Source organism: Actinoalloteichus caeruleus DSM 43889, from assembly GCF_000429185.2.
GTDB classification, from domain to species: domain Bacteria; phylum Actinomycetota; class Actinomycetes; order Mycobacteriales; family Pseudonocardiaceae; genus Actinoalloteichus_B; species Actinoalloteichus_B caeruleus.
The window spans coordinates 5,983,604-5,997,667 of record NZ_AUBJ02000001.1; the positions used below are offsets into that span (position 1 = coordinate 5,983,604).

The following is a 14,064-nucleotide window of genomic DNA, read 5'->3' on the forward strand; positions in this document are numbered from 1 at the left end:
ACGACCTGCCGTGGCCCCGCTGTCGGTGGCACGTGGCGCGGCCAGCCCGGCGTCGTCGGCCCGGCGAGGCGGCCCACACCGCTCTGCTCACACGAGGCGCGTCTCCCGGGGGTGCCCGAGTGGGGGAGGAACAAACGCCGCTGGCCGGTGGGACGCGCGGCGACCCGGCTGGTGGTGGGTCGGCTATCCTGCCGCGATGCGGGCTGGGGCGCGGGACGAGGACGAGTGGGCCGGCGGTCTCGGCCGTCGAGCGCGGGCCTGGGCGGACGAGGCGGTGCGGCGGGTGCAGGCGGACGCGAACCGTTCCGCCGACACGCACCTGCACCTCGTGCCGCTCCCCGCCGACTGGGGGATCGACCTCTACCTCAAGGACGAGTCGGTGCATCCGACGGGGAGCCTCAAACACCGGCTGGCCAGGTCGTTGTTCCTCTACGGCCTCGCGAACGGGTGGATCACCGAACACACCACGATCATCGAGGCCACCAGCGGGAGCACCGCCGTGTCCGAGGCCTACTTCGCCCGGCTCCTCGACCTGCCCTTCATCGCCGTGATGCCCCGCACGACGAGCCCCGAGAAGATCGCGCTCATCGAGCGCTACGGCGGGCGGTGCCACTTCACCGACCGGCCGATCGAGATCTACTCCGAGGCCCAGCGGCTCGCGGAGGAGACCGGCGGGCACTACATGGACCAGTTCACCTACGCGGAGCGGGCCACCGACTGGCGGGGGAACAACAACATCGCCGAGTCGATCTTCGAGCAGCTCGGCCAGGAACGGCACCCCGTCCCCCGGTGGATCGTGGTGGGCGCCGGTACCGGCGGAACCTCGGCGACGATCGGCCGCTACCTGCGGTACCGGCGCTACCCGACCCGGCTGGCGGTCGTCGACCCGGAGAACTCGGCGTACTTCCCCGGGTGGACCACGAACGCTCCCGACTACGCCACCGGGATGCCCTCCCGCATCGAGGGGATCGGCCGTCCCCGCATCGAGCCCAGCTTCGTGCCCAGCGTCATCGACCTGATGATCCCGGTGCCGGACGCCGCGAGCATCGCGGCCGTGCGCCACCTGCACGAGATGACGGGTCTGCGCGCCGGTGGTTCGACCGGCACCAACCTCTGGGGCAGTTGGCAGCTGATCAGCCGGATGCTGGACGCCGGGACGACCGGCAGCGTGGTCACCCTGCTCTGCGACGGCGGCGACCGCTACGACCACACCTACTACGACGACTCCTGGGTGGAGCGGCAGGACCTGGACCTGGCGCCGCACCGCCGGACCATCGACGAGTTCCTCGCCTCCGGCACCTGGAAGCAGGGCTGACCTCCCGGCACCGGACGACCGCCGACCAGGGTCACGCCGCCCGGAGGTGCAGGAGCAGCCCGTGCGCGGGGTGGAGGACGGGCAGTTGCAGCCCGACCGCGTCCAGGGCCCGTCCGGTGAACACCACCCCGCCTTCCTCGATCCACCGGGGCAGCGCGACGGCGGACCCCGAGGTGGGTTCGCCGACCTCGGTGCGCAACCGCACCAGGTACCGGTGGTCGGGGTCCAGGCCGGGTAGCCGGACCCGCCCGGGTACCGCCCCCGTGGAGGTCCCCAACCGGGCGTAGGAGAAGACGGCCTCCCGGCTGTCCGGCGCCACGACGCCCCGGACCAGGGCCTCCGGGTCGGGGTGGTCCACGTGGACGACGCGACCTCCGTGCAGCAGCCCCCGCAGTTCCCGGTACAGGGCGGCCCAGGCCCGGATCGCGTCCAGTTCGGCCTCGTCCCGCCCGACGAGGTTCCATTCGATGCCGGCGTGCGCGCCGAGGCTGGTGAGCAGGCGGAACCGCAGGTCCGTCACCCGTCCCGTGGTGTGCGAGGTGGGGCCGCCGACGTGGCTGCCCACGAGCTCGGGAGGGAGGAGGACCTCGGTCCAGCGCTGGATGACCTGACGCTCGACGGGGTCGTTGGTGTCCGAGGCCCACACGCGGTCGGTCCGCTCCAGCACTCCCAGGTCCACGCGGGCCCCGCCGGACGAGCAGGACTCGATCTCCAGCCGAGGATGCCGTTCCCGCAGCCTGTCCAGCAACCGGTAGACGCCCAGGGTCTGGCCGTGGACGCCCGCGCGCCCCGTCGGTCCGTGGACGGCTTCCAGCAGGTCGCGGTTGTGGTCCCACTTGAGGTAGTCGATCCGGTACTCGGTGACCAGCGCCGTCAGGCGTTCGAAGAGGTGGTCGGCGACCTCGGGTCGGGACAGGTCGAGGACGTGCTGGTGGCGCCAGGGGAGCGGTAACCGCCCTTCCGCCGCCAGCACCCAGTCCGGGTGGGCGCGGTAGAGGTCCGAGTCGGGGTTGACCATCTCGGGTTCGACCCACAGGCCCACCTCCATGCCCAGCTCGCGGACGTGGTCGAAGACGGGGCGCAGACCGTCCGGGTACTTCCCGGGGTCGACGTGCCAGTCGCCGAGGCCGGCGCGCTCGTGGCGGCGCCCGAGGAACCAGCCGTCGTCGAGGACGAAGCGTTCGACCCCGACCGAGGCCGCGACCGAGGCCAGTTCGCGCAACGTGTCGACGTCGTGGTCGAAGTAGACGGCCTCCCAGGTGTTCAGCACCAGGGGGCGGGGGGTGCGGGGTGGTGCCGGCGGGAGCGCAGCCAGTCGTGGAGCCGGGCCGACAGGCCGTCCAGGCCCCGGTCGGACCAGGAGAAGCACACCCACGGCGTGGTGTGGGTCTCCCCGGGTGCGAGGCGGACCTCCCCGGGGCGGAGCAGCTCACCGCCGCCCAGCGTGGCCGAGGCCTGCCCGGCCCGTTCCGGCAGTCGTTCGGCCAGGTGTGTCTGGTCGCCGCTCCAGGCGACGTGGACGCCCCACACCTCGCCGTGCCGGAACCCGAACCCGGTCTGGCCGGCGACGAGCAGCAGGGGAGCGTCGTGCCCGGTCCGCCCCCGTCGGCTCTCCCGCGCCCATGAACCCTCCACCAGGGGGCGCCGCTGGGGGCTGCGTTCCCGACACCACCGGCCGGTCAGGTCGAGGAGTTCCGTCGCCTCGTCCGGCAGTGGGAGAGCGCTGACCAGCCCTCCCACCGTCCACGCGCCGGTCCCGGTGTTGGTCACGCGGTGGCGGGTCCTGACCAGCCCACCCGCCTCCATCCGCAGCGTGACGGTGACGGCGAGCCCGGAACGCTCGTCGGAGGCCCTGACGGTGAGTTCCCCACCGGACCCGCTGGCGGGGTGGCCGTCCGAGGGGTGGTCGAGGTCGACCTCGTGGACCGTCCACCGGGGATGCGAGACGGCGCCCTCGCGGTGGCCGGCGAGCGCGGGCCGCCCGGACCAGCCGTCGGCCTCCCCGGCCAGCAGCGGGAACCAGCGGGGGAAATCCACCGAGCTGGGTGGCGCGGGTTGTTCGACGCCCGTGCGCAGGGCGGCGCCCAGTTCGGCGTCGACCTCGCCGAGGTCGGCTCCCCAGTGCAGCACCCGGGGCGTCCCGGACGCCGGCACGTCGAGCACGAGCGCGGTTCCCGCCGCGCGAAGCGCGATGATCCCGTCCGTCATGGTTGCGTTCGGCTCCCGGGTCGGTGGGCGGCCCCCGCGTGCGGTCGCGGGCGCACCGGTCGACGATCAAGGCAACCACCGGGGTGGAGCCAGGCACAAGGCGACGACCGGGTGTTGGTCACCGTTGTCCGATCGCTGTCCTCCGCCTGGCCCTCGGCCTCGGGGTCCGGCCAGCGGTGCGCGAGTGGGAGGCGGCGGGCCGCCGCGGTGGCGGAGGTGGAGCGGAAGCGCGTCCGAATCGCCGGCCGGCACGAGGTGGGTGGGGAGGCGACGCCGGGCGCTGCCGGGTCACGGGCCCGGCAGCCCCGCCCGGTCGGAACGGCACGGGGTTCGGGGCCAGTGGGAGGAGCGTGACCGCCGGCGCCGCGAACCGGGGCGGTGAGCGCCCGTCGCACCGGCGGGTCGCTCGACGCGGTGGGTTGGTCCACCCGGGCCGGGTGTCCTGCCCGCCGCGTCGTGGTCGGCCGGCGAAGGAGAGGGCGGCGCCACGCGCTCGCGCGGTCCCGCACCCGTCACGGGTGGCCGAGGGCTCCGCTCGGAGTACGGGTGCTCCGAGGAGGTGGCCGGTGCTCGTCGTCGTCCGGGATGGCCACGGGGGAGATCAGCCCTGGTCCCGCACGACGGGCCCGAGGAGCGGTCGAGTGCGCGGACACCTGCGGGCCGGAGGCGAGCTCAGCTCTGGGCGGAGGCCGTTCGCACCGGCATCACCATGCGGGGAGCGCTGGTCAGCGCCGGTCGGTACTGACGGGGGGTCTGCTGCCGGGGCACCTGGGCGGTGCGCATCCAGGGTTCGTACCTGACCCACCGCCCGCGTAAGAGCTTCGCCTGGTACAGCGCGGCATCCGCCGCACCGACCCACTGGGGGAGGCTGGGCTGGGTCCGCGTCACCCGCCGGATCTGGGACACCTCGGCGACGCCGATCGAGGCACTGGGCGCCAACCAGCCGCCGTCGGCGAGCTGGATGGGCTCGGCGAGCGCCTCGACCAACCTGTCCAACACCGAGGGATCGGCCAACTCCGGGAGGGCCGCCACGAACTCGTCGCCGGCGAACCGGCCGACGACGGCGGCGGGCCCGAGCGTCGCGGTGATCCGTTCCGCCTGCACCGCCAGGACGGCATCTCCCGCCGAGTGGCCCCAGGTGTCGTTGACCTGCTTGAACTGGTCGAGGTCGACGAAGAGCACGGCCGGGTCAGGGCACTCCTCCAGGAGGGGCCTCGCCTCGTTGCCCCACGCGGCCCGGTTCCAGACCCTGGTCCGCTCGCAACGCCTACCCGCCTCGACGGCCTCCAACAGCGCGCGGTTGCGCCGTTCGAGCCCCCGGATCCGCTGTTGGAGCACGGCGGCGTGCAGTGCCCACATGATCCAACCCCCGGTGATCAGCGCCGCCATCACCCAGGTCACCGCGCACCGCCCGGGTGCGCCGTCAACTCGCCCCTGCACCTGATCATGCCTGCCCCTCCCGGCACCCTGCCCTGCGTTCCGGAGACCCCCTGCTGGGCGGCGTACGAGTTCCCCGCTCGCGTTCACGCGAATACCGGCCGCGTCGTCCATCTCAAGTTGTCGCCCGGACAGGCGTATCCATTCCCCGACACCGTTACCCCCGGTCGGGGGGAGTGGATGCGACTCACGGCCCTGCTGCTCTACTCTGCTCTCCGAATGCTGACTAGTATTCTTAACACTACCCCCGACGATAGGGAGCGCCAGTATGGGCTGTCAAGGATTTCAGTCACGGAGCGTATCGCCCGATCGGGGGATGCTTCGTGGGAGTCGCAATGACGGTCGGTGACAGCGGGTCCTGGTCCATCGCCGAAGCCCTGAACCGGCTCATCGACGACTACAAAGAGCGCACCGGACAGCCCAAGCTCAGCATCCGCGCCCTCACCCGCCAAATGCGTTCCGACGGCGTGACGATTTCCCACGGCACACTCCAGAACCTGGTCAACGGCACCCACGGGAATCCCGGCCGCGAATTGCAGAACAGCCTCGCGCGTTTCTTCGGCGTCAGCCCCGTCTACTTCGACGCGCCTCCCACGTCCCTCGAGGTCGAGGTGATGGGGAGGTTCGCCGACCTCAGCCCGGAACGCCAGGAGGCGGTGCTCCAGCTCATCAACGACCTCCACGCGTAGGAACACCCGCCCGGCGAGACCGGCGACCACCGGCCGCGATGAGGCGCCGTCCACCCCGGTTGAACCTGGCGCGAGCACTGCGGCTGGCCAACGAGGCGGTCGCCACGCTGACGATCCCCGACCCCTGGGACCTCCGGGAGTTCACCGAGCACGTCGCCGAACGCCGGGGGCGCCCCATCCGACTCGTGCCGCGCACGATGAGTTCCTACCGCTCCATCGCCTCCGGCCTGTGGGTGCGTGAGCCCGACGCGGACATCGTCGTCTTCGACGCCACCTCCAGCCCGCTCCACCAGGAGAACACCGTCCTGCACGAGCTCGCCCACATGCTGCTCGACCACCGAGGCGTTCCCCTGCCCGGCCTGTCACCACCGGGAGGTCCCACCCGGCCGACGGCCGAGGCCGGCGGCGCCGCCACCACCAGACCACCGGATCGCCGCGAGGGGGACCCGCCGGAGGAGGTGCCGGCCCGGGTGCTGCACCGCGACCACTACCCGGACCAGGCCGAACTGGAGGCCGAGACCCTCGCCTACACCATCTGGGAGGCGGCGGGGGCACCGAGGGCCCTCGTCACGGATCCGCTGAGCAGGATGACCGCCGCGTTCGAGCACGGTCAGCGAAGGAGATGATCGACGATGCGGGATGTCGTCCAGTTGGCGGTGATCGGGCTCGCGGTGGCCGCCAGCGTGCTGAAACTGCTGCACTTACGCCGGCCCGGTACGAACCGGTCCGCGATCCGCGCGATGTGCGGTTTCCTCGTCGCGATGGGCGCCGCGCTCATCATGGAGTCCGCGGCGGTCTCGCCCTGGCTGGACGAGGTGCTGGGGCTGTCCGCCGCCTACGCGCTCAAGCACACCGCCGTGCTCACCTCGTTGTTCTGCCTCCGCGCCGCCTTCCTCTGCTGGGTGTGGGAACCGGGGCGCCCACGGGCCCGGCGGATCAGCGTGCACGCCGTGATCCTCGTCGGGGTGATCGCGACGCGCTGGGTCCTGGGACTGCTGGCGGGCGACGCGGACGTCGCGGCCGCCATGCGCTCGGAGTGGACCGAGGCGCCCTGGAGCGCCGCCGCCATGATCCTCTACGCCCTCTACGTCGGGCTCTCCGGCGCCTCGATCGCCGCGCTCGCCTGGATGTGGGCCCGGCACAGCGACCGGCCGTGGACCGCCAGGGGGCTCCGGCTGATCGCGCTCGGCTGCGTCGTCGGCATCAGCTACCTCGCGCACAAGGTCGTGTTCCTCGCCCTGGTCCTGGGCGGGTGGCAGCCCACCTACGACCAGTACCAGGTGGAGTGGGCGCTCATCGTCTGCTGCGCCGCCCTGCTGTTCGCCGGCCTGGCGATGCCGCTCATCGCCACCGGCCTGCCGGCGGCGGTCCGCCTCGGCCGGCACCGCGCCGCCTACGGACGGCTCGGCCCCCTGTGGATGGCCCTCACCCGGGTGCGCCCGGAGGTCGTCCTGGCGATGCCCCAACCCTTCGTCCTCCGCTACCTGCCCGCCTCGGTGGGACGCCTCTGGGACCGCGTCTCGCTGGGGAACCTCTCCCTCCGCCTGTACCACCGGGTCATCGAGTGCTGGGACGTCCTGGTGTACCTGCACGGTCACCTCTCGGACCAGATCCGGTCCGACGCCTACGAGCGGGCGCACGCCGAGACGGGTGACCCCCACCAGGCGGCGGCCATCAGCGAGGCGGTGATGATCGCGGTCGCCCTGCGCCGCGCGGAGGGCGACCACCCCGTGCTCCCCGAGGGCGAACGGGCGAGACCGATGGACTCCCACCACACCCTGTCCGAGAACATCGCCTGGTGGCAGCGGGTGTCCCACGCCTTCCGCTCCCCGCTGACCGCCCACATCGCCGAGCGCTACCAGCGGACGGCCGCGCCCGTCTGAGGTACCCCGTCCGGATCAGCGGGGGCGCCGGGAGGTGGTTCGCGGCGGGACGTCGACCTCCTCGATCCGGAGGTCGTGGCGTGGGCCGGGGTCGCTGCCCCCGATCTCCTCGGTGAACACGCAGACGCCGGTGGCGACGTCGAGCCGGACCCGGTGGGCCTCCGCGTGGCGGAAACCGGGGCCCCGGTCGGGTGGCGGCGCCCCGGCCTCGGCCTCGATCCGTTCCGACTCCGGCGAGAACAGCAGTGGGCAGCACGAACAGCGGGGGTCGTAGTCCCCCGTCGGGGTGAGCACCGCCTCCCACGCGGTCCGGCCGTGGTGCTCGACGACGGCGAGACCGCGCACCGCGGTGGCCGGCGCCCAGCCACCGGTGTCCGGATCGGTGCCGTCCGCCAGTTCCACCGGATCGAGCATCGCCACCCAGCGGTAGTCCTGGTACATCGGCGCGTCGAGGTCACCACGGCCCAGCGGCGGTCGGCGGCGCACGAGCCCGTCCTCGTCCAGTTCCGGCGGGTGGTGGCTGACCGGGTCCCCCCGATCCGAGTCCCCTCCCCAGGTCGGCGACGTCCCTTCCCCGTCGCGGTAGCGGGCGGGCGGGCGGCGGGGGAACCGACCGGGGGCGGGCGCCATCCCGTCGCTTCGCGGTGGGCGTGGGCCGGCACTCACCAGCAGCGGTCGTCCGTCCGGTGTCTCCACCCGCAGCGCGCCCCGGCGGCTCGTCCAGGCCCGGACCGCCGGCGCCCGACCTGGCCACCACACCGTGAAGGTCAGGTGGTCCCAGCGCCACGGCGCGGAACGGGCCAGCGCGGCGAACCGTTCGGGAGTCAACTCGAGCACCGGGGGATCCTCGCCGACCCGCGTCCGGGGAGCAACGCGGTTTCCCGGTGCGACGCGGGAGGTGGCTCGCGCATTCGGCCGGCGGGGTCGGGCGGTCCGGCGGTCCGGCGAGTCGGCGGGGAAGAACGGGAAGGGCCGAGGGACGCGGATTCGTGCATTGTGAATTTGTTTCGCAATTGACCCCGGTGTGTTGGTCCGATGTCGACTCCGCATGGTTCATCCGCCCACGACGCGACCGGCAGTTGGCGGTAATGCGGGCGTCCGTCTCGGTACTACGGTGAGTACCGGAGGACGGCGTCCATTTCTCCTCGGCACGATCAGCGCGTCCTCCGGTGCACCCGACGCGACGTTTCCCGGCAGGCGAGGGGTGGAGTCGGTGGTTGATCGGACACGTCCGCCGGAGGAACCGGCGGAGCGAACGGGGGAGGACCGCGTCGGTCGTACGGGCGCGCGGTTCGGAGGTCCCCGGCGCCAGCGATCCCACGCCGATCGGACGACCCCCGACGTTCCTCATGGCACGGAGAGTGATCGGCGACGCGGTGTTCTCGGGCGAACCGGGGCGCGCTTCGGTGGAGCCCCACCGCCGGTGGAGGAGGAGCGGGATGACCCTCCGTTCCCTTCCGGCGACCCGGTCGGAACCACGGGCGCGAGGTTCGCGGCGACGGACCGCCGGCGGGAGCCAGGGGGACCGCGACGTGACGTCGTGGACACCGGGGACCTGGTCGTCTCCTTCGAGGCCCTGCACCACGGTCGGTCGGGCCCGACGGGGACCTCCGGCGAGGACGAGCCGGCCTGGCCCTCGACCGACTGGTCCGTGGATCCGGAGGCGACCGGGGGCGAGTCCTCATCCCTCGTCCGCCCCTACGCCTGGACGCGGGGACGGACGCGCGCGCGGGAGGACCTGCGGGTGGAGACGCTGGTGTCGGTGAGCGACCGGGATGAGTCGCTGCGCCGGCACGGCCTCACCCGGGAGTACCGCGGCATCATCCAGCTCTGCTCGGAGCCCCTCTCGGTGGCCGAGGTCGCCGCGCGGCTCGCCGTCCCCCTGGGGGTCGCGAAGGTCCTCCTCGGGGACATGGCGGAGACGGGCAGCATCGTCGTGCACCCGGCCGCCGCCCTGACCGGTCGCCCGGACACCCACCTGATGCTCCGGGTTCTCGACGGACTGCGCCGGCTGTGATCCCGGCCCCCCGCTCTGGGGAACGGCCACATCAGGCAACGGCCGGACCCGTCGTTCGTGGTCGGGGGCCGGTGGCGGGTGGCGGGACGCCGTCAGCGCCGACCAGGTGGGGGAAAGCGCTTGCCCATCTGGTGGTGGGTGGAGCAGGCTGAACGCCCATGACCTCGAACAGCGCGCTCGCCCCGCTGTCCTATCGCCCCTTCCGCAACTACTTCACCGGCCGGTCCGTCCTGCTGCTCGGTGAGGCCATCGCTCCCGTCGCCCTCACCTTCGCGGTACTCGACCTGACCGGGAGCACGGCGGATGTCGGGCTGGTCCTGGCCGGGCGCAGCATCCCCCTGTTGCTGTTCCTTCTCGTCGGTGGTGTGGTGGCCGACCGGCTGCCGCGCCACCTCGTGCTCCTCGTCGGTTGCCTCGTCTCCGCCCTGACCCAGGGCGCGGCGGCGGCCCTCGTGATCACGGGAACGGGCGAGGTCGGTCAGCTGGTGGCCATCGAGGCCGTCAACGGCATCGCGGCCGCGTTCGCGCTGCCCGCCACCAACGGGATGGTGCCCCAGCTCCTGCCCTCGACGCTCTGGCAACGCGCCAACGCGCTGGTCGGCTTCAGCAGGGGCGGGATCACCGTGATCGGGGCATCCGGAGGTGGGGCGCTGGTCGCCGTGCTCGGGCCGGGCTGGGTCCTCGCCTTCGACGCCGGGTGCATGCTCCTCGCGGCTCTCTTCTTCGCGCTCATGCGCCTCCCCAAGCGGGTGAGCGAGCGCGGTGGGCGCATCGTGGCCGACCTGCGGCACGGCTGGACCGAGTTCGCCTCCCGGCCGTGGCTGTGGCAGGTCGTCTCGGTGTTCTCCCTGGTCCACGCTGTCACGGCCGGAGCGTGGCTCACCCTGGGCGCGAGCATCGCGGACGACACGGTCGGACGCGCGTGGTGGGGGGCCACCCTCGGAGCCCAGGCCGCCGGCGTGGTCGTGGGCACCGTGGTGATGCTGTACTGGGGACCTCGGCGCCCGCTGGCCACCGGGCTGCTCCTGCACCTGACCTTCGTACCGATGTACCTGGCGGTCGTGGTCGCGCCGCACCCGGCCGTGCTCCTGCCCGCGGCGGTCCTGGCCGGCGTCGGTGGCGGGATCTTCATCGTCTGCTGGGAGACCTCCCTCCAGCGCAACGTGCCCTCGGGCGTGCTGTCCAGGGTCATCTCCTACGACATGCTGGTGTCCAGGGTGGCGGTCCCGTTCGGACAGCTCGCCGGCGGCTACCTCGCGCTCCGCTTCGGGGAACCGCCGGTGCTGCTGGTCGGCACCGTGCTCGCGGGCGGGGCCGTGCTCTCGTTGCTGGCCTCCCGCTCGGTCCGGGCCCTCGGCACGGACCCGGCGGCCGGCGTCGCACTCGAACCGACGCTCTCGCCGGTCGGCGACGACCGGGCGGCCCCCACCCGGACCGGGAGCGGAACCTGACGCCTCGCGCGGAAGCCGCGTGGGCTGGGAACCGGGGAGCGGCTGGACGCTGGAGCGTCCTCCCCACCCGACTCGCGGCGGACGGGTGGCCCCCGCCGACGGGGCAACCACCGGAGGGACCGCCCGATCGCCGGGCTCGGCCCGGGTTTCGGCCGGGAAAGGACCGCGCGCCGTTCGGGGGGGTTCCGTCGACAATCGTGTCGATTCGACCGAAGGCTGGCACGAGAATCGAACGCACACCGGATTGTCGAGTTTCCCGAGGCGCCAGGTCGGTGCGCTCGGGAACGGGGTGGTGCGGATTCGGGTGTCAGTTCCCCGGTGCGGAGGAGGCGGCTCGATCGGGTTCTCGCGGACCATCGCCGCCCTCGGCCCGAGGGGGTGCCCGCGAAGCGGGACGCCGAATCTCCGGCCGGTACTGATCCCGTGACCAGGCATTATGTCCCTGGTCGCCCCGGGTGCCGAGCCAACCCCGACCCGCCGGACGGCGTATCGGGACACTCATCGGGAAAGTGGGATCTCCTCGGGGGATTCGTACGAGATTCCGCCGTGATGCGCCTTCGAGTTTCGCGGCGGCGCGATCGGAGTTCGCCGAGGAGGACTCGAACGAGGGGTGTCGAAACGATTTCGACGACTCCGGTCGAACGCGTGCCGGTGGTCCGGAAAGGCCGGGAAAACCTTGACTTCCGCTTTCGTCCCGGGTGAGGCTGGCTGCTCGGGGGAATGGGCGCGCAGCGGAAACGACAGCCTCGACGTGAGGAGAACTGGGAATGCGACCACGCATCCTGCCCGCCTTCGCCGCCGTCCTCGCGGCGGCGACCGCGGGTGGAGCCGGCCCCGCCGTCGCCGGAGCGAGTCCCGACGTGCCGCGCGCCACCGCCGACCCGTCCCCGGCCGTCCTGGCCCACGAGCAGGCCCACGACTGGCGCAACGTGGAGATCGTGGGCGGGGGTTTCGTGACGGGCATCGAGTACCACCCGACGGAGCCCGGCCTGGCCTACGCGCGCACCGACATCGGCGGTGCCTACCGGTGGGACACCGGGACGGAGCGGTGGCTGCCGCTGACCGACTGGATCGGGTGGGACGACTACAACCTGCTCGGCATCGACAGCATCGCCCTCGACCCCTCCGACCCGGACCGGGTCTACCTCGCCGCCGGCGCCTACAGCCAGGAATGGGCCTCCACCGGCGCGATCCTCCGGTCCTCCGACCGAGGGGAGACCTGGGACCGGGTGGACCTGCCCTTCCGGCTGGGCGGCAACGAACCGGGACGCTCGATCGGTGAACGGCTGGTGGTGGACCCCAACGACGACGACGTCCTCCTGCTCGGGACGCGGGACGACGGGCTCTGGCGCAGCACCGACCAGGGAGCGACCTGGGCCGTGGTCGACGGCCTCCCCTCCACGGGCCAGGCCGGCATCGGGGTGGGGCCCGTCCTGTTCGATCCCGCCAGCGGAGAGACCGGCGACCCCACACCCGTGGTGTACGCCTCCGTCTCCGGGGAGGACGCCCCGCTCCACCGGAGCGACGACGCCGGCCGGACCTGGGAACCGGTCCCCGGGCAGCCCACCGGCCTGATCCCGCACCAGGCGGCGCTGTCCACCACCGGAGCGCTCCACGTCAGCTACGGCGACCTGCCCGGTCCCTACGAGATGTACGACGGCGCCGTGCACACCCACGACCCGGGGGCCGGGACGTGGACCGACATCACCCCGCTGCGGCCCAACGAGGGCGAGGAGGCCGGGTTCGGCTACGGCGGCCTGGCCGTCGACCCCACCGACCCCGGCACGCTGATGGTCGCGACGATGGGGCGTTGGGGACCGGTCGACGACATCTTCCGCACCACCGACGGCGGCCAGAACTGGGTGTCCATCCAGGAGGGGCAGAACCTCGACACCTCGGTGTCGCCGTTCCTCGACTGGGGAGACACCCCGAAGCTCGGCTGGATGATCGGGGACCTGGAGATCGATCCCTTCGACCCGGGCAGCGTCCGCTACGTCACCGGAGCCACCATCTTCGGCACCGACGACGTCACCCCCGCTGACACCGGAGCGGCGACGGACTGGTCGGTCCGGGCCGAGGGTCTGGAGGAGACGGCGGTGCTCGACCTGGTCAGCCTCCCCGACGGACCGCTGATCAGCGGCCTCGGTGACATCGGCGGATTCACCCACCACGACCTCACCACCAGCCCGCCGGCCGGGATGCACCAGAACCCCATCCTGGGCAACACGACCAGCCTCGACCACGCCGAGCACGACCCGGCCACCGTCGTCCGGGCTGGGACCGGTGACGGCCCCTGGGCGGCCTACTCCACCGACGCGGGCGACAGCTGGCAGCCGTTCCCGACCCAGCCCCCCACCGTCTCGGGCGGCGGCACGATCGCGGTGTCGGCGAACGGCGACGCGGTGGTGTGGACCCCGGAGGACGGCGTCGCCCACCGCACCACCGACCTGGGCCGGAGCTGGACCCCGTCCTCGGGGCTGCCCGACGGTCTGGCGGTGCGCTCCGACCGGGTGGATGCCGCCGTGTTCCACGCCGTCGACCCGGAGGAGGGCGCCCACTACCGCAGCGACGACGGCGGGGCGAGTTTCGCCCTGGTCAACGACGACGTCCCCGCCACCGGACAGGCGCAGTGGAAGGCGGTGCCCGGCGTCGCCGGCGAGGTATGGCTCGCCGCCGGCTGGGGCGGGCTCCTCCGGTCCACGGACTCGGGGGAGAGCTACGTCCAGGTCCTCGACGAGGCGCACACCGTGGGGTTCGGGGCGCCCGCCCCCGGGGCGACGGCCCCGGCGGTGTTCGTGACCGGTGTCGTCGACGGCGTGCGCGGCGTCTTCCGGTCGGACGACGCCGGCGCGACCTGGGTCCGGGTCAACGACGACGACCACCAGTACGGTTGGATCGGCCAGACCATCACCGGGGACCCGGACCGGCACGGCCGCGTCTACCTCGGGACCAACGGCCGGGGCATCCTCTACGCCGATCCGATCGGCGGCTGAGCGCGCTCGGTGGGCGGACCACCCCGTCCGCCCACCGACCTCCCGGAACCCTCACCGGCTCGGGAGCGCCG

Annotated in this window: 11 protein-coding genes; 7 read left to right on the plus strand and 4 right to left on the minus strand. The window is 72.9% G+C overall.

What is annotated here, in order from left to right:
• Window positions 1-196 precede the first annotated feature (196 nt).
• Entirely contained in the window at window positions 197-1,315 is a 1,119-nt protein-coding gene (gene cds1, locus G443_RS24545) for an L-cysteine desulfhydrase Cds1 (protein WP_026420133.1), read from the plus strand.
• A gap of 31 nt (window positions 1,316-1,346) precedes the next feature.
• Here cds1 and G443_RS24555 read toward each other — a convergent pair whose 3' ends face one another.
• From G443_RS24555 to G443_RS24565, 3 genes are all read right to left on the minus strand, one after another.
• A complete protein-coding gene (locus G443_RS24555) occupies window positions 1,347-2,585 on the minus strand; it encodes an alpha-galactosidase (RefSeq protein ID WP_308208879.1) in 1,239 nt (412 codons plus the stop codon).
• Window positions 2,579-3,523 (minus strand): glycoside hydrolase family 36 N-terminal domain-containing protein, encoded by a 945-nt coding sequence (locus tag G443_RS24560; RefSeq protein WP_253860282.1) that lies wholly within the window; start codon window positions 3,521-3,523, stop codon window positions 2,579-2,581. The genes G443_RS24555 and G443_RS24560 overlap by 7 nt, the downstream gene beginning before the upstream one ends.
• 672 nt (window positions 3,524-4,195) lie before the next feature.
• Window positions 4,196-4,924, minus strand: coding sequence for a GGDEF domain-containing protein (locus tag G443_RS24565; RefSeq protein ID WP_051314243.1), 729 nt, complete (start codon window positions 4,922-4,924; stop codon window positions 4,196-4,198).
• 371 nt (window positions 4,925-5,295) lie between these two features.
• On the opposite strand from G443_RS24565, the gene G443_RS24570 reads away from it, so the two are divergent.
• From G443_RS24570 to G443_RS24580, 3 genes are read left to right on the plus strand one after another with little or no spacing between them, the layout of a single operon-like run.
• Window positions 5,296-5,649, plus strand: coding sequence for a hypothetical protein (locus G443_RS24570; RefSeq protein WP_026420135.1), 354 nt, complete (start codon window positions 5,296-5,298; stop codon window positions 5,647-5,649).
• 38 nt (window positions 5,650-5,687) lie between these two features.
• Window positions 5,688-6,275: a hypothetical protein gene (locus G443_RS24575; RefSeq protein WP_155886233.1), complete on the plus strand. Its 588-nt coding sequence runs from the start codon at window positions 5,688-5,690 to the stop codon at window positions 6,273-6,275.
• Between the two features lie 6 nt (window positions 6,276-6,281).
• Window positions 6,282-7,532 (plus strand): MAB_1171c family putative transporter, encoded by a 1,251-nt coding sequence (locus G443_RS24580; protein WP_026420136.1) that lies wholly within the window; start codon window positions 6,282-6,284, stop codon window positions 7,530-7,532.
• Between the two features lie 15 nt (window positions 7,533-7,547).
• Here the strand turns inward: G443_RS24580 and G443_RS24585 are convergent, their stop codons facing one another.
• Window positions 7,548-8,369: a hypothetical protein gene (locus G443_RS24585; protein ID WP_026420137.1), complete on the minus strand. Its 822-nt coding sequence runs from the start codon at window positions 8,367-8,369 to the stop codon at window positions 7,548-7,550.
• Between the two features lie 703 nt (window positions 8,370-9,072).
• Between G443_RS24585 and G443_RS25670 the strand changes: the two genes are divergently transcribed.
• The 3 genes from G443_RS25670 (at window position 9,073) to G443_RS24600 (ending at window position 13,993) form a co-directional block, all read left to right on the plus strand.
• A complete protein-coding gene (locus G443_RS25670) occupies window positions 9,073-9,549 on the plus strand; it encodes a DUF742 domain-containing protein (protein ID WP_162147330.1) in 477 nt (158 codons plus the stop codon).
• Window positions 9,550-9,707: 158 nt separating this feature from the next.
• Window positions 9,708-11,000, plus strand: coding sequence for an MFS transporter (locus tag G443_RS24595; protein WP_051314246.1), 1,293 nt, complete (start codon window positions 9,708-9,710; stop codon window positions 10,998-11,000).
• A 767-nt stretch (window positions 11,001-11,767) separates the two neighbouring features.
• The gene (locus G443_RS24600) at window positions 11,768-13,993 is read left to right on the plus strand and encodes a WD40/YVTN/BNR-like repeat-containing protein (RefSeq protein ID WP_026420138.1); all 2,226 of its coding nucleotides are present in this window, start codon (window positions 11,768-11,770) and stop codon (window positions 13,991-13,993) included.
• Window positions 13,994-14,064: the final 71 nt, after the last annotated feature.

Excerpts from the sequence above, each read along its gene's own strand:
- G443_RS24580 (WP_026420136.1), top strand. The coding sequence starts at position 6,282 with ATGCGGGATGTCGTCCAGTTGGCGGTGATCGGGCTCGCGGTGGCCGCC.
- cds1 (WP_026420133.1), top strand. The coding sequence starts at position 197 with ATGCGGGCTGGGGCGCGGGACGAGGACGAGTGGGCCGGCGGTCTCGGC.
- G443_RS24595 (WP_051314246.1), top strand. The coding sequence starts at position 9,708 with ATGACCTCGAACAGCGCGCTCGCCCCGCTGTCCTATCGCCCCTTCCGC.
- G443_RS24570 (WP_026420135.1), top strand. The coding sequence starts at position 5,296 with ATGACGGTCGGTGACAGCGGGTCCTGGTCCATCGCCGAAGCCCTGAAC.
- G443_RS24560 (WP_253860282.1), bottom strand. The coding sequence starts at position 3,523 with ATGACGGACGGGATCATCGCGCTTCGCGCGGCGGGAACCGCGCTCGTG.
- G443_RS24600 (WP_026420138.1), top strand. The coding sequence starts at position 11,768 with ATGCGACCACGCATCCTGCCCGCCTTCGCCGCCGTCCTCGCGGCGGCG.
- G443_RS24575 (WP_155886233.1), top strand. The coding sequence starts at position 5,688 with ATGAGGCGCCGTCCACCCCGGTTGAACCTGGCGCGAGCACTGCGGCTG.